This window comes from Micromonospora chokoriensis, assembly GCF_900091505.1.
In the GTDB taxonomy this organism is placed as follows: Bacteria; Actinomycetota; Actinomycetes; order Mycobacteriales; family Micromonosporaceae; genus Micromonospora; species Micromonospora chokoriensis.
The window spans coordinates 3,483,976-3,507,622 of sequence record NZ_LT607409.1 but is presented as its reverse complement, the minus strand read 5'-3'; the positions used below and the strand labels follow the sequence as shown (position 1 = coordinate 3,507,622).

Sequence of the window (23,647 nt, the reverse complement as noted above, 5' to 3'; positions counted from 1 at the left end):
ACGTGGGAACACTGTCCGTCACAACTTCATACCTGTGTGCTGACGGGGGAAGTCCGGTCGAAATCCGGCGCTGGCCCGCAACGGTAGGCGGCGACACACGTAGTGACGCCGTAAGCCCGATTACCCGCCAGTGCGCATGACCAGCCTCCCCACCCGTCGTGGCCCACGGGTCGGAGCCGCCCGAACCGGAGTCGGGTGGTCTCAGACCATCGGAGCCCGGAAAGGCGTCGCTTCATGGTCAATCGCCCCCTCCGGCACCGCGCCCGCGTCTTCGTAGGCGCTGCGCTCGCCGTCCTCATGCTGTCCCTGGCAGCCGTACCGGCCGCCGCCACAGCATCGCCGCCCACCCTCAATAAGGTCGATGCCGCCGCCGGCTGGCTCGCCCGCCAACTGGTCGACGGCGAGCGGTTCGAGGTCGTCTACGACGGCGTCGCCTATCCCGATCAGGGCCTCACCCTCGACGCGGTGTTCGCCTTCGCCGCAGCCAAGGCAGCCGACACGAACGCGGCGAACGCCATGTCCTGGCTCGCCCAACCGGCCGTGATCACCGGCTACATCGGCGATGGCACCGAGGCGTACGCGGGCGCGACCGCGAAACTCGCTCTGGGTGCCCAGGTCCGCGGCCTCAATCCGGCGACGTTCGGCGGTGTCGACCTGCTCGCGCGGCTCAGCAGCCTGCTGACGCCGAGCGGCCGGTACTCCGACCGGTCGGCGTTCGGTGACTACAGCAACGCCTTCACCCAGTCCTTTGCGGTGCTGGCGTTGGATCGTGCCGGAGGTGCACCGTCGTCGGCGGTGGCGTTCCTGGCCGCGAGCCGGTGCGCCGACGGTGGTTTCCCGCTGCTCTTCGCGCAGCCGACCTGTGTCAGCGACGTCGACGCGACCGCTCTGGCCGTTCAGGCCCTGCTCGCGGCGGACCGTCCGTTGGTCGCGGCTTCGGCCGCGCAGTGGCTGGTCTCCGTGCAGGGCGGTGATGGCTCGTTCGCCGCGAACGGCGTGACCAACGCGAACAGCACCGGGCTCGCCGCCCAGGCGCTCTTCGCCGCCGGTCGGTCGCCGGCCTGGCTACGCGCCCGTCAATTCCTGGTCAGCTTGCAGGTCACCTGCACGGGCGCACCAGCCGACCGGGGCGCCATCGCGTACACCCCCGGCGAATTCGACGCGGGCACCGCCGCCCGGGCCACCGCTCAGGCCGTACCTGGCATGGCAGGCGCCGGGTATGCGACCTCGTCGGCCACCGGCGCTCACACTGCCGCGCCCGTCCTGGCGTGTGCGCCGTGGTGACCCGCCGGCGGGCGACGATGCGCCGACGGATGGCACTTCTGCTCGCGGCCACCGTCGTCAGCATCGGCCTGGTGGCCGTCGACCCGGTGCCACGTGCCGCGCACGCGGCGGCGTGCGCCCCGGGCGCGGGCGTCACGGTGGTGGTCGACCTCACCGCGTTCGGCCTCGGTGTCCAGACCGGCTGCCGGCTCGGCGACCCGCCGACCGGCCTGGCCGCGTTGCAGGGAGCCGGCTTCACCGTGACAGGTACCCAACGGTGGGGGCTCGCCTTCGTCTGCCGAATCAACGGCTATCCCACAGCCGCCGCCGAGCCATGCGTCAACACGCCGCCCGCCAGCGCGTACTGGTCGTACTGGCACGCCACGCCCGGCGGCACCTGGTCCTACAGCACCCTCGGCGCGAGCAGCTACAACCCCGCCCAGGGCACCGTCGAAGGATGGCGCTTCGGCTCCGGGCAGGCCCCGTCCATCTCCCCGCCGTAGCGGGGCCCGGTCGGGGGTCCGGGCTCCCCCGGACTCCCGACCGGTCCAGCCTCGGGTTGGACGACGAGGATGATCTGCCTGCAACAGCGGCACCGGGGAACAGCTCGCGGCCGTACGATGGTCGGCAGTGCTGGTTCGCCGCACCGTTCCGGTGTGGCGTCGTAAGAGGGAACCCGGTGGGAAACCGGGACTGCCCCGCAGCGGTGAGTGGGAACGACCGCCGTCATACGCACTGGACGCCTGAGCGTCTGGGAAGCGACGGCCAGTAGGAGATCGGGTCACCCCGGTCACGCCCACGAGTCCGAAGACCTGCCCGCACCGCGTACGCGTCCGCGTGCGCCGCCGTCGGCCTCTCGGGAGGGTCAGGGCGAGGCCCGGTCGTCGTGCCGTGCCCTGCCGTGTCCCTCCAGTGTGGTCGGTGGTCGACCTCGAGGGAAGGACACCTGTTCCGTGACCACACCGTTCGGGCTGAGCACCGTGCTCGGCTATCCGCGCATTGGTCCGCACCGCGAACTGAAGCACGCCGTCGAGTCCTACTGGGCGGGCCGGATCGACGCGGCCACCCTTCAAGAGACTGCCGCCAGCCTCCGCGCCGACGTGTGGCGCACGCTGCGCGACGCCGGCCTGGACGCGATCCCGTCGAACACGTTCTCGTTCTATGACCAGGTGCTCGACACCACCGTTCTGGTCGACGCGGTCCCGGACCGCTTCCGCCGCCTCGGTCTCGGCGACCTGGACACCTACTTCGCCATGGCACGTGGCACGGAGCGGGAGCCGGCGCTGGAGCTGACGAAGTGGTTCGACACCAACTACCACTACCTGGTGCCCGAGGTCGGCCCGGGCACAGCGTTCACCGCTCGGACGGACAAGGCGGTGCGGGAGTACGGCGAGGCGAAGGCGCTCGGCGTCACCACCAGGCCGGTGCTGGTCGGGCCGGCGACCTACCTCCTGCTGTCCAAGGCCACCGACGACGCCCCAGAAGGGTTTCGGCCCTTCGACCGGCTCGACGACCTGATCGCTGTCTACGAGGACATCCTCGGCGTCTTGGCCGGTGCCGGGGTCGAATGGGTTCAGCTCGACGAGCCCGCGTACGCCGCCGACCGCACCTCGCAGGAGATCGCCGCGCTGCGCGCCGCGTACCGCCGGCTCGGCCTGCTGAAGCACCGGCCGCGGTTGTTCGTCGCGTCGTACTTCGGTGACCTCGGCGACGCGTTGCCGGCACTGCTGGGCACCCCGGTCGAAGCGGTCGGCATCGACCTCGTCGCCGGGCCAAGCAACCTGAACCGGCTCGCCGCCGCCGGCCCGCTGCACGGCAAGACGATCGTCGCGGGACTGATCGACGGGCGCAACATCTGGCGCACCGACCTGCGCTCCGCGGCCGCGACCGGCGCCGCGCTGACCGGCCTGGCCGACCACGTCTCGGTGTCGACCTCGTGCTCCCTGCTGCACGTACCGGTGGACCTCGCCGCCGAACCTGACCTGGACCAGGACCTCCGTGCACGGCTCGCGTTCGCCCGGCAGAAGGTCGACGAGGTGGTCGCTCTCGGACGCGCCCTGCGCGACGGCGTCGGCGCCCTGCCCCCTGCCTCGCCCGCGACCCCGGCGGCCTGGCGCAACGACGGAGTGCGGGCCCGGCTCGACGCGCTGCGTCCCGAGCACCTACGGCGCGGGCCGTACGCGCAGCGGGCCGCCAGCCAGCAGGCCCGACTGAACCTTCCACCCCTGCCCACCACCACCATCGGATCCTTCCCCCAGACCTCGGAGCTGCGGCAGGCCCGTGCGGCGCACCGGGCCGGTCGGCTCGATGACAGCGGCTACGCCGAGCGGATGCGCGCCGAGGTCGCTCACGTCATCGCCGTGCAGGAACGACTCGGGCTGGACGTGCTGGTGCACGGCGAGCCGGAACGCAACGACATGGTGCAGTACTTCGGTGAGCAGCTCGACGGGTTCGCCGCCACGGTGAACGGGTGGGTGCAGTCGTACGGCTCCCGGTGCGTACGCCCACCGATCATCTACGGCGACGTCACCCGGACCGGGCCGATGACCGTCGCCTGGTCCACCTACGCGCAGTCGCTGACGAACCGACCGGTCAAGGGCATGCTCACCGGACCGGTGACGATCCTGGCCTGGTCGTTCGTCCGCACCGACCAACCCCTCGCCGACACCGCCAACCAGGTCGCTCTCGCGCTACGCGACGAGGCCCGCGACCTGGAGGCCGCCGGCATCCGCATCATCCAGGTCGACGAACCCGCCCTACGGGAGACACTGCCACTGCGCCAGGACGAGCAGCGCGCCTACCTGGACTGGGCGGTCGGGGCGTTCCGGCTCGCCACCAGCGGAATCGCCGACGCCACCCAGATCCACACCCACCTGTGCTACTCCGAGTTTGGCGAGATCCTTCCCGCGATCGACGCCCTCGACGCCGACGTCACCAGCATCGAGGCGTCGCGCTCGAAGATGGAGATCCTCGACGACCTGCGCACCACCGGCTACCACCGGGGAGTCGGCCCCGGGGTGTACGACATCCACTCACCCCGCGTACCGGAACAGGCGGAGGTCAACGACGCGCTACGCCGCGCCGTCGCCGCGGTGCCCGCCGAAAGGCTCTGGGTCAACCCCGACTGCGGCCTGAAGACTCGCGGCTACCCGGAGGTCGAGCAGGCCCTGGCCCGCCTGGTCAGCGGCGCCGCCGAGATCCGCAGCACGCTCATCTGAGCGCGCGGTGGGGCGGCGGCACGCTGCCGCCCCACCGTGGTTTGCGAGAACGCGCATCCGATGCCCGCATCGGCCGCACGGGCTCGTCAACCTGCGCCGACGGAAACCTGCCGAGCGCGGGAATCCGGGCGGCCTGCGAGGATGGCGGCGAGGATCTCCGCGCCGTCGACAACCCTCGGGCCGGGGCGGTTGAAGTAGGCGGGCCCATCGACCACCCACACCTGCCCCTGACGCACCGCAGGCAGGTCAGCCCAGCCCGGTTGCCCGGCCGCTACCGACAACTCGTCGATGGTCCGTTCAGGTGTGAACCCGCACGGCCCGAACACCACCACGTCCGGAGCCAGGTCGGCAACGACCGACCACAGGTGTGGGGTGCTGTGCGCCCCCGGACCGAGCAGCAACGAACGCCCGCCTGCGGCAGCTATCTGCTCGGGCACCCAGTGCCCACCCGGCATCAACGGGTCGAGCCACTCGACGAACAGCACCGTCGGCGCGTCGGACGACGGGCCGGGCAACGCAGCGAGTCGACGTTCGGCGTCCGCCCGGATCTCCGCCGCCCTGCCCCTGGTGTCGGTCAAAGCGGCCACGGCGTCGACCGTGTCCAGGATCCCGCTGATCGTCCTCGCCTCCAGGGACACCACCCTGGTATCGAGATCGATCAGCCGCACCGCGTCGTTGACCCGCGCATAGGAGACCGCACACACGTCGCACAGGTCCTGGGTCAGGATCAGATCCGGCTTCAGGTCTTCCAGCATCGTGACGTCGAGCTGGTACAACGACGACCCACGGTGCGCGCCGCCAGCGGTCGCCGCCGAGATCTCCCGGCTCGTCAACGCCTCGGGCAGAGACGTCCCCGTCACCGTCGGGACATCGGCCAGGTCTCCCGGCGGCCAGTCACACTCGTGCGTGCGGCCGACCAGATGCCCGGTCAGGCCGAGCATGGCCACGATGTCCGTGGCCGCCGGCAGCAGGGAGACGATGCGCACACCCGCCTGCCTACCAGGCATGACCACGCCACGTCCACCTCGCGAGCCGGACTACGGCGGCGGTCACCGGCCCTCGCTACGACCCGAGCGCGAGGCGTACCCCGAGCGCGACGAACGCCGCCGCGCAGATCCTGTTGACGCGCCGCGAGAAGCGACCGTCAGTCATGCGAGCGCCGAGTCGCCCGACACCGGCGCCCAGGGCGATATCGACGGCGAGTTGCACCACGACGAAGACCGCACCGAGAAGCACCAGTTGAGCGGTCGCGTTGCCCTGTGCCGGATCGACGAACTGAGGCAGAAACGCCACGCTGAACAGGATCATCTTGGGATTGAGGAGATTGGTCACCAGTCCGCGCAGGAAGGCCCGCCCGGAGCTGCCACCCTGCTCCGGCCTCCCGGAAGGCGCAGCGCCGGCGCCGCGCAGTGCCCGCACGCCGAGGATGATCAGGTACGCCGCACCGACCCAGCGAATCACGGTGAACAACACCGGCGAGGCGGCGATCACCGTGGCGAGTCCGCAGACGACCGCCGCGATGTGCACCGCCTCCCCGGTGGCGACGCCGAGCGCGGCCACCACCCCGGCGCGGGTGCCGTAACGGGCGGCGTTGGCCAGAACGAACATCATGTCCGGACCGGGCGTCACCATGAGGACGACGATCGCGGCGAGGTAGCCGACCAGCGTCGCAACGGAGAGTCCGAGCACCGCTCAGCCCTCCTCGGCGCCGTCGAGCAGCGCCCGCCGCAGCGCCAACCGGTGCTCGCGGCGGATCTCCGCCTCGCGGTACCGCCGCCGGTCCCCATCGGTCTCCGGCAGCAGCGGCGGCACCGCGCGGGGCTGACCGTTGTCGTCGATGGCGACCATGACCAGGTGGGCGGTTGCCACGTCGGTGGGCGGCACCGCCCGGTCCCACCGGTCGGCGGTCACTTTGACCGCCACCTCCATCGAGCTGCGGCCGGCCCAGGTGATCCGGGCGTCGACGTGCACGACGTCGCCGACCCGCACCGCCCGCAGGAACGCCGTCTCGTCGATCGCGGCGGTCACCGCAGGCCCATCGGAATGGCGGGCGGCGACCACCCCGGCGACGGAGTCGATGAGGTTGAGGATCCGGCCGCCGTGGACCGTACCCATCAGGTTGGTGTGGTGCTGGTCCATGATCTGCGACAGGGTCAGGTGTGACGCAGACGGCGCTCGGCCGGCGATCGTGGTGGTGTCGTGCACAGCGGTAGTCCGTCCCTCGGGAAACCACACCGCCGGACCACGGGCGCGCGCTGACGAGGACACACCGGCGCACACCTCCCGGCGCGTCACCCGCTCAGCCCACCCGCGAGGCCGACGGCAGCGCACACGGTTGTGTACGCAGCACTGGCAGGTCTTCGGACTCGCGGGCCCGACCGGCTGCACGCCGGTCCCCTACTGGCCGTCGCTTCCCAGGCCACTGGCCCAGTGCTGATGACGGCGGTCGTTCCCACTCACCGCTGCGGGGCAGCCCCGGATTCCCACCGGGTTCCCTCTTACGACGCCCAGCCACCTCGTGACCGAGCGAACCAGCGCCGCCCGAAGCATAGCCCGTGTGGATGACCTGCTCAGATGCCGGGACTCCCGGGCATTAACGGATTGAACCACTCGACGATCAACCTGGGAGGGTAGGAGGTCTAGCCCATCCGCGCGAGCCGGACACCCTGTCCGCCTGCCGCAGGCTTATACGAACAACACTCATACCTCCCCGCAAGCATCTCCCGATCGTGGAGGTCCTATGGCGACGAGGACGATGACAGAACCCGAACGGAGCACCCTTTCATCCTGGGCCGTCGGGCAGCGGAAGCTACGGCCACAACGGTTTACCCGGGCTGCGGATGGACTGCGGTTCGCGTTCTACGGACGGATGTCCACCGTCCACTTCCAGGATCGGGCCTCGTCGTGCCGGTGGCAGCGCAACTTTGCCGAGGACTTGGTCGCCGGTCATGGCCGAATCGTGGTGGAGTTCTTCGACGAGGGCGTCTCCCGCCGGGTGCCCTGGCCGGACCGGCCGCAGGCGTCACGGCTGCTCGACGCCCTGATGGGCTCGGCACGCGGGTTCGACGCGATCGTCGTCGGTGAGTACGAGCGCGCCTTCCACGGCCAGCAGCTTGAGCAGTTGACTCCGACCTTGCTCAGCCACGGCGTGCAGTTGTGGCTACCAGAAACCTACGGGCCGGTGGACTTCGACAACCCCCGACAGATGGCGCTACTGGACCTACTCGGTGTGCACTCCCACCGGGAGGTGTCCCGAGCCCGGCATCGCACCACCGCGGCCATGCGCGCTCAGGCAGAGTTGCAGGGCCGACACCTCGGCGGCCGGCCACCCTACGGCTACCGGCTCGCCGACGCCGGCCCTCATCCGAACCGCGCCCACGCCGCCTGGGGACGACGCCTGCACCGCTTGGAGCCCGACCCTGCCACCGCACCCCACGTCCGGTGGATCTTCGAGCAGCGGCTCGCCGGCCGGAGCGTGGCCAGCATCGCTCGCGCCCTCAACGACACCGACGTCCTGTGCCCGTCCGGCGCCGACCCAGCGCGTAACCCCCACCGCACCGGCCGACAGTGGATGCTCACCACTGTCGCGGCGATCCTGGCCAACCCCCGTTACACCGGGCGGCAGGTCTGGAACCGTCAACGCACCGACCGTGATGCCCTCCCTGACGAGGGAACCTTCGATCGACACCACGAGATCCAACGGTGGAGCGCCTCAACTGACTGGGTCATCTCCCGCGAGATCGCGCATACTCCGCTGGTCAGCGAAGAACGCTTCGTCGCCGTCCAGGCAATCCACACCGCGCCGACCCCAGCCGACGGCATCCCCCGCTGCTATGTGTTAGCCGGAGTGATCTGCTGCGGCGTGTGCGGCCGGATCATGGACTCCCACTGGGTCCACGGCCGACCCGGCTACCGCTGCCGCCACGGCAACACCAGCACCCGACCCACCTCATCGAGACGACAGAAGACCTTCTACGTCCGAGAGGACCATCTCCTGGACAGGATTCGACACGGCCGCGGGCTACACCGTCGCCATCCCGCACTGCGCAGCCCCGACCCGGAAAAGCTGGCCGCCTACCTACGCACCAACAACATGATCATCGTGTGTGACCACCACGCGTGGACCATCGAAGCCGAGACCGCGATCTACCCGCTCACCCCGGCGGCGAGCTTCCTCGCCACGACAGCAAAGATCCCCGCCCAACGGGACGGGGATTGCTCGAAACGCGAAAAGAAATCACGCTTCGTGGGGAAATAACGTGTCCGAGGGGGGACTTGAACCCCCACGCCCTATACGGGCACTAGCACCTCAAGCTAGCGCGTCTGCCATTCCGCCACCCGGACCTACACGTTCAGCCTACCTCGCCGACCGGATGATCTTTCCATCCGATGTCGGCACGGCGGGCCGCACGGGGAGTTACTGTACACGCCGCCCGTGGATCATGCACATCGCCTTCCGCCGTCCCGGTCTCGGCGCTCGCGCCACTGCTCAAAAGGCCTCCCCGACCTCATCAACACCGCCGCCAGGCGTGTCCGGGTAGCGTCCGGCGGCCCTCTGGCGGCAGCATTGCCACGTGTCCCATCCCTCCCCCCTCGCAGCCGTCCAGCACCGAGCCCTGGCCCTGCGCGCCGCGGGCGATCTCGGCGCCGCCCGGCAGCTGCTCGCGGAGGCTGTCGGGTCCCCTCCCCCGCCGTACTCCGACGATCACCCCGAGGTGCTGCACACCGCGCATCTGCTGGCCCGGCTACACCGGGAGGCGGATGATCCGCTCGGCTCCCGCCGGGTGTTGGAGGAGGCGTTCGCGGCGGGTGAGCGGCGGTGGGAGCACTCCGACCCGGTCCTGCTCGCTATCGCCTTCGAACTCGCCGAGGTAGCCGAGGAACTGGGCAACCGGCACGAGGCCCGCCGCAACTACACCCGGGTGGCCACCGCCGGGCCCGCGGTGCTCGGGGAGCACCACCCGGTGGTACGCGCCGCCCGCGACTACCTCGGCCTACTCGCGTCGACCCCGAGCGGGCCGCACAATGCACCGCCCGCACCCGGTCCGGAGCCGGTCAGCGCTCCGCCCGATTCCGGCGCCCGGTCGGCGCTGTCGGGGCCGACGCTGTCCCTGGCGACCCTCGCCGCGATGCGCCCCTCCGACGGCGGCCCGGCGGCCACCACCTCACCCTGGGCACCGCCGCAACCGCCGGCGACCCCCCGGGCAACCCCGCCAGGGGTACGCGCACCCGCCGCACCCAGCGACGCCACGGCCCCGGCTCCGGCACCGGCACCTCGGGTTCAGCCCATCCGGCCGGCAACCACCCCGCCGACGCGCTCCGGCCCGCCGGCACCCTCCATGGCCCCGCCGTCGCAACCCGGACCTTCTCCGACGGTGAGCCAGCCGCCTGGGCCTACGGTGGGCAGCCAGCAGCCCACGTCGCCTACCGAGGTCCCGCCCCCCGCGCCGGCGGCCGGGAGCCAGCCGACCAGACCGACGACCGCGAGGCCATCGGTCAGGCCGACGGCCGAGGGCCAACCGGTCAGGCCGACGGCCGAGGGCCAACCGGTCAGGCCGACGGCCGCGAGTCAACTGCCCCGACCCAGGGCCGAGAGCCAGCCGTTGCCGTCATCCGAGCGGCGGCCACCACGTCAACCACCGACCGGGTCTCCTGTAACGCCGCGTCAGCGGGTCGGCGACACCCCGCCCGGCGACCCCACAGACCAGCCGGCGACCACTCCTGCACCCCGTTGGGACGATCCCACGATCCAGGTACGGCAGATCGAGCCGCTGCTCGCCGAGGAGGCCGCCCGAGCCCGAGCGGGAGTCAGCCCGACCGGTACGAACGGATCCGTCGACGCACCCGGTGTCGAGGCGACCGCGCCGGGCGGGCCGTTGCCGACCAGCAGTGACCCGGGGGCGGCACGACCGGCTGGCCGAGCACCGGCCCAACCAGTCAGCGCGCCACCCGCTCCCCCACAGCCGATCCCCGCCCCGCCAGCACATCCGCACCCGGCCTCCGGACCACCCGGCCATCCGATCTCCGCACCACCCACCCCTGCGCCCGCCGTGTCCGCAGGACCCAGCCACACCCACCCGGTGTCCGCACCACCCGGCCCCACCCACTCGGTGTCCGCACCACCCGACCCCACCAATCCGATCTCCATCTCCGCCCCTCCGACGAGCGCGCCTCCCGCCCCCCGGCAGCCGGTCTTCGGACCCCCACAGAGGGCAACACCAGACTCAGCGCATTCCAGCGCCGCGCCTTCCGTACCCCCGTGGGGGTTGACCGCGCCGCCGTGGAGCCGCAGCGGCCCGCCGCTGCCGAGTGCGGACGGCGACGCCGCTGAGCCGCCCGCGGCGGACGCCGAGGCCGCCGACGGGGGCGACGAGTCCGGGCTGGACATCTTCGAGGCCACGCCGGTGCCGACGCAGCGGGCGCGTGTCTCGGCGTCCGACGAGACCGTGGTGATCCCGGCCGTCGCGCCGGGAAGCGGCCCGCCCAGCGGTTACGGCGGTCCGCGCCAACCCGTCACCGCGCAGGGGCCGGTCGTCGCCCAGGCGGGATCTGCCCCCGCGCCGCCGCGCCCCGCCGCGACGCCGGTCGCGCCGACCCCGGCGGCCTGGTCACCGCCTGGTGGTGGAGCGGCGCCGCAGCACCACCAGGACCACCGGCCGACCCCGACCGAGCAGGCCGGCTACCCGTCCCAGGAGCACTACCCGGGGCAGGCGTGGTATCCGGGGCAGCAGTACCACCGGGCGTACGCCGACGAGGACCGCTCGGCGGGCCGCAACCGGGCCACGCTGATCGGCGCGGTGGTGGCGGCCGGGGTGGCCGTGGTGGCGGTGGCCGGGCTGGGCGCGGTGGTGCTGACCCGCGACGACCCGCCGCCCAGCGGGACGGCACCGACGGCGGTGGCGCCCACGGGGGTGCCGACGGCGGCGGGGCCTCCGCCGGGGGACCTGAAGCTACGGGACGACTCGACCACGATCACACTGACCTGGACGGACCCGTCCGGCGGTGCGGTGCCGTTCATGGTCGCGGCCGGACGGGCCGGGCAGGCCCTCGGGGTGATGGCCACCGTGGACCCGGGCAGGACCAGTTACACGGTCAACGGGCTGAACTCCCGAGTGGATCACTGCTTCACCGTGTTGGCGGTCTACTCCACGGACAGCTTCGCGACATCGGGTCAGGTCTGCACCGCTCGGGAGCGCACCGCCCCGTCGAGCGGGAAGCCCTCCGGCCGACCGTCTCCGAGCTGAATCGGAGCGTGAGCCAGGCCGAACCGGAGCGGCAGCCGGGCCGAATCCGGACGTGAGCCGGGCTGACCGGAACGTGAGCCGGGCTGAGCTGGGCGTCCACAACGCACACGCTCGGTATCCACAGGGGTGACCGTGCGGGTTCCCCCGCCACCAGCAGCGCCTTATGATGGCACCCGGCTCAGGGGAGGGGTTGCCGCGAGGCGCGCCACCTGCCACGACTCAGGGGAGGCAGCCGGCTGTGGCCAGCATCGACGACGCCGTACGGACTGACGCCCCCCGCTCCCGGTCCCGGCTTCGCGGCGGGCTGGTGACTGTCGGCACGGTGACCGCTCTGCTGGCCGCCATGGGGTTGACGGTTCTCGGGTTGGGCGCGGCCGACAACGCGGTGGCCAACTACGACGCGAGTTCCTGGCTGTGGAGCACGGCGCGCAGTGAGCTGGCGCGGGTCAACGGGGTGACCGCCCGGGTGGACACCCGCACCGAGATTCCCGGTGCCAACCGTCACCCGATGCAGGTCACCCAGACCGACCGGCTGCTGATCCTGCGGGACCTTCAGACGGGGCAGGTCAGCTCCCTGGACCTGGCGACCCTGCAGCTCACCGCGACCACCAAGACGACGCCCGGTCTGGGCGTGAGTGTCGCCCTGCACGAAGACTCGGCGTTCGTGGTCGACGCCGTGCAGGGCATCGTGCGGCAGCTCGACCCACGGTCGCTGGCCCCGGTCGGCGAGCCGGTGCGCTATCCCCCGGGCATCGCCGGCGGCACCTTCGACGGCGAGGGGCGGCTCTGGGTCGCGGTGCCCAGCGAGGGCACGGTCTCGGCGATCACCGCCGCCAAGCTGCCGTCCGCGCCGGCCTCGGCCGCGCCCGACGGTGGCGGGATCAAGCCGGAGCGCGTCGAGTCGTACGACGTGGCCGAGGCGAGCCACGAGCTGGTGGTCTCCACCCTGGACGACGGGGTGGCGGTGCTCGACCGCACGGCCGGCAAGCTGGTGCGCGTGCAGCGGGGCAAGGTGACCCCGACCCCGTTGACGCTGTCCGGCCCGGCCGCGCTGCCAGCGCGCACCAGTGGCCCCCGGGTTCCGGTCACCGTGCCCGCCGAACGGCGGGTGCTGGTGGTGGGTGACGGTGGGGAGGAGAAGGCGTTCACGGTGCCGGGCGAGGGGGATCGGCTCAGCGCCGCGGTGGCCTGGGCGGACCGGTTTTACTGCGCCGACGAGTCCACCGGCACGATCTACGCCTTCGACGGGGGCGGTCAGCTGGTCGAGACCATCGGCGGGCGGGCGAACGGGCCGCTGGAGCTGGAGGTCCGGGAGAACCACCTGTTCATCAACTCCCCCGACGCGGCGACCGCCCGGGTGGTGGACGACAAGCACCAGGTGCGCGAGGTCGACAAGTACGCCAACGACGTGCTCGGCGGCGACCCGCCACCGGTGGCCGCGCCGCCTCCCCCGCCGAAGAAGCCCCGGGTGGGGAAGCCGAGTGCCCCGCGCAGCGTGACCGCCTCGGCCGGCAACGCGCAGGCCCGGGTGAGCTGGCGACCGGCGGCCGCCAACGGCGCCGAGATCATCAAGTACGTGGTGGAGGGTGCCGGGAAGCGTGTGGAGGTGGGCGCGAACCAGCGTGCGGTGGAGGTCAAGGGTCTGACCAACGGCGAGACGTACCGGTTCGCGGTGCACGCCGTGAACGCCAAGGGCGACGGTCCGCCGCGCAACAGCAACCCGGTGACCCCGACCGCCGCGGTGCCCGACCCGCCGGCGAGCGTCACCGCCCAGGAACGACCCGACGGCACGGTGCTGGTGAAGTGGCCGGCCGCGAACGGGCAGGGCAACACCATCGCGAGGTACGCGGTGACGGCCAGTTCGGCGGGGACGAACGCCCCGGCCGGCGAGTCGACCAAGACGGAGCTGGTGGTGCCGGCCGGTGAGCTGGAGTACGGCACCCAGTACGCGTTCACCGTGGTGGCGGTCAACAGCAAGGGCGCCGGGTCGGCGGCCTCACCGGTGAGCAACACGGTGGTGCCCTTCGCGGCGCCGGGTCGGCCGCTGAACCTGCGGGCCGGCACCGTCGCCAACCAGCCGGGCGCGGTGACGGTGCAGTGGGCGCCGGCCGAGGCGAACGGCCGGCCGGTGACGAAGTACCTGGTAGATGTCGGTGGGCGCACCAGTGAGGTGACCGACACCCGCACGACTGTCACCGGGCTGGGCAACGGCCAGAACGTCACGGTGAAGGTGAAGGCGGTCAACGAGGCGGGGCCGGGCCCGGAGGCCACCGCCACCGCCCGCACGGTCGCCGAGCCACGGGTCACGGTGACCGGTTCGTCGTCGACCGCCACCGGGGCGACTGTCACGTTCACAGTGGACGCGGGCGGCGGTCAGGCCACCTGCACGTTGAGCACGGCGGGCGAACCGGCGAAGGCCGGGGCCTGTTCCAGCATCACGATGGCGGGCCTGACGCCGGGAACGGAGTACACGTTCACGGTGACGGCCACCAACGCCGCCGGTAAGGGCACCGCGCAGAAGGCCCAGGAGACCCAGCCGCTGTACGGGACCGCGACCTGCAACAACGGGCCTGACGGTGACCAGCGGACCTACTGCGACAAGGAGGTCGACGGCCGCAACGGCAACGAGGTCTTCAAGGTCACCCGGCAGGACAACGACCAGCAGGCCGGCTGGGCGAAGCCCGGCACCCGGTTGAAGGCGTACTGCAAGAAGTCGGGCGAGAACGTCGACTCGTGGATCTACAACAACCAGAAGCAGAGCAACTGGTGGGTGCGGGTCGAGTTCAAGGGAAAGAACTACATCCCGTGGGCCTGGCTCAACCTGGAGGGCGGCGATGACATCAAGGTCCTGCCCACCTGCTGAACCACCAGCCGAGGAGCACCACCGACCGTGAACACCCACGAGCCACTCACCCAGCCGGAGGTGCAGGGCTTCGCGGCCCTGGCCGCCCGGCTGGCCGAGAACGTCAACGCGGTGGTGCTCGGCAAGCCGCAGGTGGTGCGGCTGGCGCTGACCGCGCTCTTCGCGCAGGGTCACGTGCTCCTGGAGGACGTGCCCGGGGTCGGTAAGACGACCCTGGCCCGGGCCATCGCCGCCACGGTGAAGGGTGAGTGGCGGCGCATCCAGTTCACGCCCGACCTGCTCCCGTCGGACGTGTCCGGCGTGACGATCTTCAACCAGGCGACTCGGGACTTCGAGTTCCACCCGGGGCCGGTCTTCGCCAACATCGTCATCGCCGACGAGATCAACCGGGCGTCGCCGAAGACCCAGTCGGCGCTGCTGGAGGTCATGGAGGAACGCACCGTCACTGTGGACGGCGTCCGGCACCCGGTGCCGTCGCCGTTCCTGGTGGTGGCGACGCAGAACCCGGTGGAGATGGACGGCACCTACCGGCTTCCCGAGGCACAGTTGGACCGGTTCCTGGTGAAGTTGTCCGTCGGCTACCCGGACGAGGCGGTCGAGGTGGAGGTGCTGCGCGGCGCGACGGTGCGTTCGCCCGAGGCGCTCGCCCCGGTCACCGACACCGCCACCGTCGGGGAGATGGTCCGGATGGCCCGCCGGGTGCACATCGCCGAGCCGCTGTACGCGTACGCGGTCCGGCTGGCCGCCGCGACCCGTACCCACCCGCAGGTGCGCGTCGGGGTCAGCCCCCGGGGTGTGATCGCGTTGACCAGGGCGGCGTGCGCGTACGCGCTGATCGACGGGCGAGGTTGGATCATGCCGGAGGACCTCAAGGCGCTCTCCGAGGCGGTGTTCGCGCACCGGCTGCTGCTCACCCCCGACGCCCAGGTACGCGGGTTGACCGCCGGGGAGGTGCTGCGCCAGGCCATCGCGTCGGTGCCGGTGCCGCTGCCGTCGGGGCAGCCCGCTCCGGTGCAGGGCTGACCGGCAGCAGCGGCATGGGGATCACCGCCCGTGGGATCGGGCTGCTCGTCGCCGCCGTCGTGCTGGTGGGTGCGGGTTTCCGGTTCGCGTACCCCGAGTTGACGCTGCTCGGTGCGGCGGCCGGCGCGGCGGTGGGCTACGCGGCGCTGGTCGCGGCCTGGCGGCCCCGGTTGACGGTGACCCGGCACGCCGACCCGGACCGGGTGGCGCGCGGCGAGTCGGCGAGCATGACGGTGACAGTGCGCAACGCCGGCCGGCTGCGGTCGGCGAACCTGCTGGCGGAGGACCGGTGCGGCGAGCGCACGGTGCCGGTTCCGGTGCTACGCCTGCGGCCGGGGCGGGACACCGAGGTCCGCTACGAGGTGCCGACCCACCGACGGGGAGTGGTGCCGGTCGGGCCGCTGCGGGTCACCCGGCGCGACCCGCTGGGCCTGGTGGCGTTGGCCCGCCCGTACGGCGCGGTGGTGCCGGTCTGGGTGTACCCCCGGATCCATCCGCTGACGGCGGTGCCCACCGGCGCGGGGCGCAGCCTCGACGGCCGGGTGGACGGGGTGCCGCACGGGTCGATCACCTTCGACTCGCTGCGGGAGTACGTGGTCGGCGACGAGCTGCGCCGGGTGCACTGGCGGACCAGCGCCCGGGTCGGTGAGCTGATGGTGCGGGAGAACGTGGACACCAGCCTCCCCCGCCTGGTCGTCCTGCTGGACAACCGGGTCGCCGCGCACCCGCGGCGCGTCGGCGGGGTGGCGGAGTCGTTCGAGTCGGCATGCGAGGCGGCGGCGTCGGTGGTGACCGCCGCGCACCGCACGGACCTGCCGGTGGTGTTGCTGTTCGTGGCCGCCGAGCCCGACCAGGAGGCGCAGACAGGCCCCGCCCTCGGGCCGCTGGACCGGCTGGCCGCCGCCGACCTGTCCGACGACGACAACGCGGCACGCGCGGCGACGACCCGACTGCGACAGGACCGGCTCGGCGACACGTTGATCTTCCTGACCGGGCCGGGTGGCCGAGACGAGCTGGGGCACGTCGGCGCGCTGCGCGGGGCGTACCCCTCGGTGGTGGTCGCTGTGTTCGGCGCGGCCGAGCCGACGCCGCCGGGCGCCGCCGGCCTGGTGGTCCTCGACGCGGCGGACGGCGCGCAGTTCGCCGCCGAGTGGGACGGGGTACGCCGGTGGTGACGCACGTCGTGCGGGTGCTGCGGGCGGCCGTCGTCCCGGCGGCGTTGATCGGGCTGACCGTGCTCGCCGGGGTGGCGCTGGGCCGGGTGTACGCGGGTGACCTGCTGACCTGGTTGGTGGGCGGCGCGGCGGCGGGCTCGGTGCTGGTCAGTGTCGCCGCCCGCCGGCTGCCGTCCTGGCTGGTGGCACCGGTCTCGGTGGCCGCGATGGCCGGCTGGACACTGTGGTCGCTGCGGCTGGCCGCCGACCACGCCGAGCTTCCCGGCAGCCTGCTGGAGGTCACCACGGACGCCGCGCGCAACGGCATCCCCCGGCTGCTCACCGCGATGATCCCGGTGGAGCCCGCACCGGACACGGTGCTGGTGCCGGTGGTCGCCGCCTGGCTGGCCGGGCTGGCGGGTGCGGAGGTGGCGCTGCGCGCCGGCCGGGTGTTGTTGGGTTACCTGCCGGCGGCGGGGCTCTACGCCGCCGCCCTGTACGCGGTCGGCCCGAACGCGGAGCCGGCGATCGGACCGACGGTGGCGTTCGTCGCGGTCGCGGCGGTCGGCCTGGCCGCACCCGGCAACGCGGCACCGGCCGGCGGGGTTCCGGCTGCCGACCTGGCCCCCGGGATACGCGCGGCGGTGCGACTCCGGCTGGCCGCCAGCGCGACGCTCGGCGTGGCGCTGGTGGTCGGCCTGGTCGCGCTGCTCGGCCCTCTCGTCGCCGGTCAGGTCGACGGTCGACCGGTGGACCCACGCCGGTACGTGGAGCCGCCGCAGGTGCAGTCGCTGGACGAGAACCCGCTGATCCGGATCTCCGGTTGGGCGCTGCACCCGGAGCAGAAGCTCCTCGACGTGAGCACGGAACGCGACGGTGCCCCGCCCGCACCGCCCGACGCCGCCGCACCCGACGACGAGTCGGGAGCCGAGCCGGCGGCGAGCACCGGTGCCGGTGTGCGGATCCGGTTGGCGGTGCTCAGCGACTACGACGGGGTGACCTGGCGGGTCGGGGCGACGTACCGCAACGCGGGCCGGATCCTGCCGGCCGCCACGCCACCCGAGGCCAGCACGGTCGGCACGGTCCGCCAGCAGATCACCGTGGCGGAGTTGAGCGGTCGGCTCCTCCCCGCCGTGGCGACGCCCCGGGAGGTCAGCGGCGCGCGGGTGGCGTACGACCCGGAGAGCGGGACCCTGATCCGGCCCGAGGGGTTGACGCCGGGGCTGCGGTACGAGGTGACCTCCGCCGAGGAGCACCCCGACTCCAACCTGTTGGGCACCGCCAACGTGCCCGCCGGTGACGAGGTAGCCCGGGTGTTGCGGGTCGCCGACGGGGTGCCCGACCCGATGCGCAGGCTGGCCGCGCAACTCGCCGAGGAGAACGGCGCACCGTTCGCACGGGCGTTGGCGATCGAGCAGTTCCTGGCCGAGCACTACCGGGTGGTGGCGGACGCGCCGAGCGGGCACGCGTACCCGAATCTGGGTTTCTTCCTCTTCGGACCGCGCAACGGCGGCGGCCAGGAGGGCACGTCCGAGCAGTTCGCGGCGGCGTTCGCGGTGCTGGGCCGGCTGTCCGGGCTGCCGACCCGGGTGGTGGTGGGTTTCCGGACCGGCGGGCAGGGGCCGGTGCTGGCCGGCGACGCGTACGCCTGGCCGGAGGTCCTCTTCGACGGGTTGGGGTGGGTGCCGTTCGACCCGTTGCCGCGCCCGGACAACGAGCCGCGGCCGGTGGAGGAGGATTTCCGACCGACGCCTGATGATCCGCCGCCGTCGGAGGCCCCGGCGCCCACAGTGGAGCCGTCCGCGTCGCCGGAGCCGGTGGCCGCCCCGGACGGGTCGCCCGGACGGGGTGGGCTGTCCACGCCGGTGCTGGTCGCCGGGGGCAGCGGCGGCCTGGTGCTGCTGGTGGGGGCGCTCCTGCTCACCCTGGTGGCGATGCGCCGCTCGTTGACCCGGAGTCGACTCGTCCAGGGTGACCCGGGCCGGCGTATCGCCGGGGCCTGGCAGGAGGTCACCGACGCGCTGCGCCTGGCGGGCCGACCGGTCGGCGACGACCTGGCCGCCACCGAGGTGGCCGGGCACGCCCGCCAGGCCCTCGCCGACGCCCGAGCCGCCGTCACCGGAGACGGCCCGCCGGCCAGCGGCCCAGCCAGCGGCGGCCCAGCCGGCAGCGCCCAGACCAGCAGCGGTCCGGCCGACGCCACGTCGGCCGTGGACGAACTGGCGGCCCTGTTGAATCAGGTGGGCTTCGCCCCCGCTGCCGCAACCCCGGACCAGGCGGCCCGGGCGGCCGAGGTGGCCACCGCCTACGTGACGACGCTGCGTGCCGCCCGCCCGTGGTGGCGCCGTCTGCTCTGGTCCGTCCACCCGTCCCCCCTGACCCGCGCCCGCGCCAACCGCTCCCCCCAGTAACCCACCCCCACCCCCACCCCCACCCCCCACGCCCACCGCTCTCCGCGGTGATCAAGAGGTTTGCGTCAGGAAGACGCCCGCTGGTGACGCAAACCTCTTGATCAACCCAGACGGTGGCTTGCCGGTGAGCGGCGGGGGCGGACGGCACGGCGGGGGCGGGCGGCGCGGCGGGCGTAGTCGGCGGCCACGGCGATGACGAGCGGCCCCCAGGCGACCATCGGCACGTAGTAGCGCAGCACCTCCCAGGTCGGAGCCGGATGCGCGGGCTCGTCGCTGCCGATGCCGACCCAGCCGCGCTCCACGAAGTGGAACCTGCTGTTGAGGAGGAGATAGACGCAGATCGCGACGAGAACCGAACCGCCGATCAGCGCGACGAGCACGACCGGGCGCGCCGGCACGGGACGGCCGCCGAGCAGTGGCACCCAGCGCGGTAGGCGTTGTCCCCATCGGTGCACCAGGCCGAGTGTCGACAGCGCCAACCCCATCGAGAGGACGGACAGGAAGATCATGTACCACGAGGTGACGGCATCGTCGGTGACCAGCAGGGTCAGTCGCCAGACCGCGGACGGCAGGACGAACAGCGGGACGGCGTAGGCGGCCCAGACGGCCCAGCGTGGTGGGTCGGCGGCCCAGGTGTGGTGGAAGTCGGTGGTCATCAGCGCTCCGATCGTGGACGGATCGAGCCGGGCAGGGAAGTCGCCGGCTCCGAAGGCCGACGCGGCCGGGTGGTGAGGGCATAACCGGTGGTGGTGACGCCGAGCGACACCCCCCAGCCGAGGAACACCAGCAGGGTGGCGCTGGTCGCCCACCCCTCCCACACCTCCGACCACGGCAGGTGCCCGGTGCGTAGCTGGTCGACGAAGACCGCGACGCTCAGCACGCCGTAGGTGACCAACGCGAGCGCCACCACCCCGGCCGGGATCACCGCCAGCAACCGGGGCACCCGTCGACCGCCCAACCCCGGCACCCAGCGGGGGAACTGCTGACCCCACCGCTGCACCAACCCGAGGACGAGCAGGCCGACGAGCGGCGGGACGAGGGTGATCGCGAGGCCGGTCTCCGTGGAGAGATTCAGCTGGATCTCGTCCAGCTGCTGCTCGGAGATGCCGAACGGCACGCCGAGCACCCAGAGCCCGTGCGGCACGGCCCAGCCGACCACGGGAAGGGCGACAGCGGCGTACGCCCAGCGGCGCGTCCACCTCGGCACCGGCTGGTAGCCGGCGGGCGCTGGACCGCGGCGGGGACCGGAGGTGTGCGCGAGCCCGGCGAACAGGACGCCACCGGCTACCAGCGCGAGCCGGGCGCCGAGGTCACGCCAGTCCGAGGGGCGTCCCGTCAACGCCGCCGGCACCTCGAAGAGCAGGTGCAGCGGAAACGCGACGACCAGGAGCAACGCGCTCGCCGCCCAACTCGCGGCAGCGACGGCGCGGCCGGGGAACGAGACAGCGCACCCGACGATGATCGCGAGAGCGACACCGACTCCGACAGCTCCCCAGCCCGCCCAGAACGGCAGCGTGTGCACGCGATCCGCGCCGCATCCGCCCGTCGGGTCGGCCAGGGCGGTGCGATCGCAGGCGGTGTAACCCCAGCGGCCGCCGGCGAGCCAGTACAGACGCAGCGCCACCTCGCCGAGAGCGAAGGCGGCGCACGCCACCGCAACCACGGCGGATCGACGAGCGTGGACGGAACGCTCCGATCTGCCGCGCCGCTGGTTCCGACAGGGAAACCCCACATCAGGACTCATCAGCCCATGGTCAGCGGCTCTGCCGGGCTGCTCGACCCCGGCGCAGGGGAACGTGCTCCCTCTGCCGGGGGACTGTCTTCCGAGCGGTAATCGGCTGGCCCTCGCGTCGCACCCCGATGACCATCAGTGCATGGATCTGCAGACGAGCGAGATCATCGACTACTACACGCTGCACTACCGGGAGGACCACCGTCTCGCCGGACGACCCCAGGCACGGCTGGAGTGGATCCGGACGATGGAGTGCCTGCGTGATCTCCTGCCCGGCCCGGGTGCCCGCGTCCTGGACATCGGCGGTGGCCCCGGCGAGTACGCGCGGGCGCTGGCCGCCGCCGGCTACCAGGTGCGTCTCGTGGACCTGGTACCGGCTCACGTCGCGCAGGCCCGCGCCGGGCAACCCCCCATCGAGGCGGAGGTCGCCGACGCGCGTTCGCTGCCGGACGCCACCGACACGCACGACGCCGCGCTGCTGCTGGGTCCCCTCTACCACCTGGTGCGGCGCGCCGACCGGATCCGGGCGCTGCGGGAGGCCGCCCGGGTCACCCGGCCCGGTGGTCGCGTCGTCGCCGCCGCCATCTCACGCTTCGCCAAACCGCTGGACTTCGCCGCCACCGGGCGCCTCGACGAGACGACACTCGCGGAGGCGAGGACGTTGCTGACCGACGGCACCAACGATCCGACGACGGGTTTCACCCATGCCTATTTCCACCGGGCGGAGGAGATCGCCGACGAGTGTTTGGTCGCCGGGCTGACCGATGTCGTCGTACACGGTGTGGAAGGTCCGGCCTGGACGGCGGCGGAGGCGGCGGCCGGTGGGCCCGCCCAGGACGTCGTCTTCGCCGGCGCGTTGCACCTCGCCCGGCTCTACAGCAGCGAACCGGCGCTGGTCGCGACGAGCGCCCACCTCCTGGCTGCCGGGCGCGTTCCGGCGGTGGCAGCCGTCAGGCGGTCAGGCGACGGATGAGTTTGCGCATGCCGGCCTGCCAGCCGTCCGGGTCCTCGGCGCGGCGGCGGGCGTAGTCGGCGACCTCCGGGTGCGGCAGGATCAGGAAACGTTCCTCGGCCAACCCGGCGATCGCCGCGCCGGCGACCTGGTCCGGGGTGAGCACCGCACCGGACGCGGTGATCACGCGGGCGCCGAGGTGGCCCTCGGCGATGCCGTCGGCGAGCATCGGGGTGTCCACGCCCTGCGGGCAGAGCGCGCTGACCCGGATGCCCCGGTCCCGGTAGGTGATGGCCAGCCACTCCGCGAAGCCCACCGAGGCGTGCTTCGTCGCGGTGTACGCGGCGTCGCCCACCGCCGTCAGCACACCCGCCGCCGAGCAGGTGTGCAGCAGGTGCCCGCCGCCCCGGGCGAGCATCCCGGGCAGCACCGCACGGGCCGAGTAGACGTGGGCGAGGACGTTGACCCGCCAGGCCCGGTCCCAGCCGGCGTCGTCGACCTCCACTCCCCCGCCGGTGGTCACGCCCGCGTTGGCGCAGAACAGGTCGATCCGGCCGTACCGCGTCTCGGTGTCGGCGACCAACTCGCGGACCTGGTCCTCGTCGGTGACGTCGAGGGCGGTGGCGTGCGCGACCGGGCCGATGCCCTCGGCCACCGCGTGGGCCGCCTCGGCGTCCAGGTCGGCGACCACCACGGCCGCGGCCCCCTCGGCGGCGAAGCGGCGCGACAGCGCGGCTCCGATGCCACCGGCGCCGCCGGTGACCACCACGATCCGGTCGGTGAGGTTCACGCTGCGGCTCCCACCGGGTCGACGCCCAACTGGGCGATGAGGGTGATCAGCGCGGACGCGCCACCGGCGGTCACCTCGGGGGTGGGCAGCAGCGCGAAGACCGGCACGTCCACACCGGCGTCGGCGTAGCGGCGCACCTGGGCGCGGCAGCGCTCGGGCGTGCCGTGCAGCACCAGGGCGTCGACCACCTCGTCCGGCACCGCGGTGCCGGCCCCACGCCGGTCACCGGCGGCCCAGGCATCCCACATCGGCGCGAGCGTCTCGTCGCGCCCGAGCCAGCGGTGGAACTCGGCGTACGCCGGAACGGTCAGGTAGCTGGTGATCAGCCGCCGGCCCAGCGCCCGGGCGTAGGTGGCGTCCTCGGTGGGGCACACGAAGATGCGGGCGGCGACCTCGAACCCGGGACGCCGCTCGCCCAGCTCGGCGAGGGCACGCGGCACGTCGTCGGCGCTGAGCCAGTTGAGGATGACCCCGTCGGCCTCCGCGCCGGCCAGCCGGAGCATCCCCGGGCGCAGCGCGGCGAGCAGGATCGGCGGCGGCACCGCCGGTGGTCGTTCCAGCGTGAACCGGCGGACGGTGAAGGTGTCGTACACCTCGTCGACCGTGTCGCCGCGCAGCGCGGCACGCAGGAAGCGCAGGACGTCACGGGTGCGACGGAACGGCTCGTCGAACCGGACCGCGTTCCAGTCCCGGACCAGCACCGGTGAGGACGCCCCGATGCCGAGCGAGAACCGGCCCGGCGCGGCCTCGGCCAGCGCCGCCGCGCTCATCGCCAGCAGCCCGGGGCCACGGGTGAAGACCGGCGTGATCGCGGTGCCGAGGCGTAGCCGGGGTTGCCAGGCGGCGGCCAGCGCCAGCGGGGTGAACGCGTCGGTCCCGGCCACCTCTGACGACCACACGTCGGTGAACCCAGCCTGGTCGAGCGCCGCGTAGGCCGCGTCGTGGTGCGCCAGGGCGATCCCGCCCAGCGGCACCGTCATGCCCCATCGATTCGTCA

At 72.8% G+C, this 23,647-nt stretch carries 17 protein-coding genes, 1 tRNA gene, 1 pseudogene and 3 riboswitches; of the genes and pseudogenes, 11 read left to right on the top strand and 8 right to left on the bottom strand.

The genetic code is table 11. The features are described 5' to 3' along the window. The first annotated feature begins 20 nt into the window (after nucleotides 1-20). A riboswitch (adenosylcobalamin (AdoCbl) riboswitch) is annotated at nucleotides 21-181 on the top strand. A gap of 53 nt (nucleotides 182-234) precedes the next feature. The 3 genes from GA0070612_RS16525 (at nucleotide 235) to metE (ending at nucleotide 4,481) form a co-directional block, all read left to right on the top strand. Further along, entirely contained in the window at nucleotides 235-1,284 is a 1,050-nt protein-coding gene (locus GA0070612_RS16525; RefSeq protein WP_088988705.1) for a prenyltransferase/squalene oxidase repeat-containing protein, read from the top strand. Between the two features lie 29 nt (nucleotides 1,285-1,313). Beyond that, entirely contained in the window at nucleotides 1,314-1,766 is a 453-nt protein-coding gene (locus GA0070612_RS16520; RefSeq protein ID WP_231924203.1) for a hypothetical protein, read from the top strand. A gap of 114 nt (nucleotides 1,767-1,880) precedes the next feature. Then, a riboswitch (cobalamin riboswitch) is annotated at nucleotides 1,881-2,097 on the top strand. 119 nt (nucleotides 2,098-2,216) lie between these two features. Further along, complete coding sequence (gene metE, locus GA0070612_RS16515; RefSeq protein WP_088988704.1) at nucleotides 2,217-4,481, top strand: 5-methyltetrahydropteroyltriglutamate--homocysteine S-methyltransferase; 2,265 nt, start codon at nucleotides 2,217-2,219, stop codon at nucleotides 4,479-4,481. An 86-nt stretch (nucleotides 4,482-4,567) separates the two neighbouring features. Here metE and GA0070612_RS16510 read toward each other — a convergent pair whose 3' ends face one another. The 3 genes from GA0070612_RS16510 to GA0070612_RS16500 are packed head-to-tail and all read right to left on the bottom strand — an operon-like array spanning nucleotide 4,568 to nucleotide 6,620. Then, nucleotides 4,568-5,488, bottom strand: coding sequence for an ABC transporter substrate-binding protein (locus GA0070612_RS16510; RefSeq protein ID WP_231924202.1), 921 nt, complete (start codon nucleotides 5,486-5,488; stop codon nucleotides 4,568-4,570). 55 nt (nucleotides 5,489-5,543) lie between these two features. Beyond that, on the bottom strand, nucleotides 5,544-6,170 hold the full coding sequence (locus tag GA0070612_RS16505) for a LysE family translocator (protein ID WP_088988703.1): 627 nt from the start codon (nucleotides 6,168-6,170) through the stop codon (nucleotides 5,544-5,546). A gap of 3 nt (nucleotides 6,171-6,173) precedes the next feature. Then, on the bottom strand, nucleotides 6,174-6,620 hold the full coding sequence (locus GA0070612_RS16500; RefSeq protein ID WP_408630572.1) for an acyl-CoA thioesterase: 447 nt from the start codon (nucleotides 6,618-6,620) through the stop codon (nucleotides 6,174-6,176). A 195-nt stretch (nucleotides 6,621-6,815) separates the two neighbouring features. Then, nucleotides 6,816-7,032, bottom strand: a riboswitch (cobalamin riboswitch). A gap of 318 nt (nucleotides 7,033-7,350) precedes the next feature. Here GA0070612_RS16500 and GA0070612_RS16495 point away from each other — a divergent pair. Continuing rightward, nucleotides 7,351-8,739: a recombinase family protein gene (locus GA0070612_RS16495; protein ID WP_088988701.1), complete on the top strand. Its 1,389-nt coding sequence runs from the start codon at nucleotides 7,351-7,353 to the stop codon at nucleotides 8,737-8,739. Nucleotides 8,740-8,741: 2 nt separating this feature from the next. Here GA0070612_RS16495 and GA0070612_RS16490 read toward each other — a convergent pair. Further along, nucleotides 8,742-8,825 (bottom strand) — tRNA-Leu (locus GA0070612_RS16490). Nucleotides 8,826-9,055: 230 nt separating this feature from the next. On the opposite strand from GA0070612_RS16490, the pseudogene GA0070612_RS32510 reads away from it, so the two are divergent. The 6 genes and pseudogenes from GA0070612_RS32510 to GA0070612_RS16455 form a co-directional block, all read left to right on the top strand. After that, a pseudogene (locus tag GA0070612_RS32510) lies at nucleotides 9,056-9,529 on the top strand (hypothetical protein); the annotation flags it as partial. 1,218 nt (nucleotides 9,530-10,747) lie between these two features. Further along, nucleotides 10,748-11,725: a fibronectin type III domain-containing protein gene (locus tag GA0070612_RS16475; RefSeq protein ID WP_197699155.1), complete on the top strand. Its 978-nt coding sequence runs from the start codon at nucleotides 10,748-10,750 to the stop codon at nucleotides 11,723-11,725. A 238-nt stretch (nucleotides 11,726-11,963) separates the two neighbouring features. Continuing rightward, nucleotides 11,964-14,588: a fibronectin type III domain-containing protein gene (locus GA0070612_RS16470; protein WP_231924201.1), complete on the top strand. Its 2,625-nt coding sequence runs from the start codon at nucleotides 11,964-11,966 to the stop codon at nucleotides 14,586-14,588. A gap of 27 nt (nucleotides 14,589-14,615) precedes the next feature. Then, a complete protein-coding gene (locus GA0070612_RS16465; RefSeq protein WP_088988698.1) occupies nucleotides 14,616-15,611 on the top strand; it encodes an AAA family ATPase in 996 nt (331 codons plus the stop codon). Between the two features lie 14 nt (nucleotides 15,612-15,625). Continuing rightward, the gene (locus GA0070612_RS16460) at nucleotides 15,626-16,786 is read left to right on the top strand and encodes a DUF58 domain-containing protein (protein ID WP_088988697.1); all 1,161 of its coding nucleotides are present in this window, start codon (nucleotides 15,626-15,628) and stop codon (nucleotides 16,784-16,786) included. Continuing rightward, the gene (locus GA0070612_RS16455) at nucleotides 16,780-19,176 is read left to right on the top strand and encodes a transglutaminase domain-containing protein (protein ID WP_231924200.1); all 2,397 of its coding nucleotides are present in this window, start codon (nucleotides 16,780-16,782) and stop codon (nucleotides 19,174-19,176) included. The genes GA0070612_RS16460 and GA0070612_RS16455 overlap by 7 nt, the downstream gene beginning before the upstream one ends. A gap of 101 nt (nucleotides 19,177-19,277) precedes the next feature. On the opposite strand, the gene GA0070612_RS16450 is transcribed toward GA0070612_RS16455, so the two are convergent. Together GA0070612_RS16450 and GA0070612_RS16445 are read right to left on the bottom strand one after the other, a co-directional pair. After that, entirely contained in the window at nucleotides 19,278-19,832 is a 555-nt protein-coding gene (locus GA0070612_RS16450; RefSeq protein ID WP_088988695.1) for a hypothetical protein, read from the bottom strand. Beyond that, nucleotides 19,832-20,839 carry a hypothetical protein gene (locus GA0070612_RS16445; protein WP_157742495.1) on the bottom strand — a complete coding sequence of 336 codons (1,008 nt, stop codon included), beginning with the start codon at nucleotides 20,837-20,839 and terminating at the stop codon, nucleotides 19,832-19,834. The genes GA0070612_RS16450 and GA0070612_RS16445 overlap by 1 nt, the downstream gene beginning before the upstream one ends. 211 nt (nucleotides 20,840-21,050) lie before the next feature. Here GA0070612_RS16445 and GA0070612_RS16440 point away from each other — a divergent pair, with 211 nt between their 5' ends. Beyond that, the gene (locus GA0070612_RS16440; RefSeq protein ID WP_088988693.1) at nucleotides 21,051-21,881 is read left to right on the top strand and encodes a class I SAM-dependent methyltransferase; all 831 of its coding nucleotides are present in this window, start codon (nucleotides 21,051-21,053) and stop codon (nucleotides 21,879-21,881) included. On the opposite strand, the gene GA0070612_RS16435 is transcribed toward GA0070612_RS16440, so the two are convergent. Further along, complete coding sequence (locus GA0070612_RS16435) at nucleotides 21,859-22,650, bottom strand: SDR family oxidoreductase (protein ID WP_088988692.1); 792 nt, start codon at nucleotides 22,648-22,650, stop codon at nucleotides 21,859-21,861. The genes GA0070612_RS16440 and GA0070612_RS16435 overlap by 23 nt on opposite strands. Then, complete coding sequence (locus tag GA0070612_RS16430; RefSeq protein ID WP_088988691.1) at nucleotides 22,647-23,630, bottom strand: LLM class F420-dependent oxidoreductase; 984 nt, start codon at nucleotides 23,628-23,630, stop codon at nucleotides 22,647-22,649. The genes GA0070612_RS16435 and GA0070612_RS16430 overlap by 4 nt, the downstream gene beginning before the upstream one ends. Between the last annotated feature and the right edge of the window lie 17 nt (nucleotides 23,631-23,647).

Bases quoted from the DNA above. Each gene is read 5' to 3' on its own strand.
- GA0070612_RS16525 (WP_088988705.1), top strand. From the start codon at position 235: ATGGTCAATCGCCCCCTCCGGCACCGCGCCCGCGTCTTCGTAGGCGCT.
- GA0070612_RS16520 (WP_231924203.1), top strand. From the start codon at position 1,314: ATGGCACTTCTGCTCGCGGCCACCGTCGTCAGCATCGGCCTGGTGGCC.
- GA0070612_RS16510 (WP_231924202.1), bottom strand. From the start codon at position 5,488: ATGCCTGGTAGGCAGGCGGGTGTGCGCATCGTCTCCCTGCTGCCGGCG.
- GA0070612_RS16500 (WP_408630572.1), bottom strand. From the start codon at position 6,620: ATGGACCAGCACCACACCAACCTGATGGGTACGGTCCACGGCGGCCGG.
- GA0070612_RS16495 (WP_088988701.1), top strand. From the start codon at position 7,351: ATGTCCACCGTCCACTTCCAGGATCGGGCCTCGTCGTGCCGGTGGCAG.
- GA0070612_RS16460 (WP_088988697.1), top strand. From the start codon at position 15,626: ATGGGGATCACCGCCCGTGGGATCGGGCTGCTCGTCGCCGCCGTCGTG.
- GA0070612_RS16450 (WP_088988695.1), bottom strand. From the start codon at position 19,832: ATGACCACCGACTTCCACCACACCTGGGCCGCCGACCCACCACGCTGG.
- GA0070612_RS16440 (WP_088988693.1), top strand. From the start codon at position 21,051: ATGGATCTGCAGACGAGCGAGATCATCGACTACTACACGCTGCACTAC.
- GA0070612_RS16430 (WP_088988691.1), bottom strand. From the start codon at position 23,630: ATGACGGTGCCGCTGGGCGGGATCGCCCTGGCGCACCACGACGCGGCC.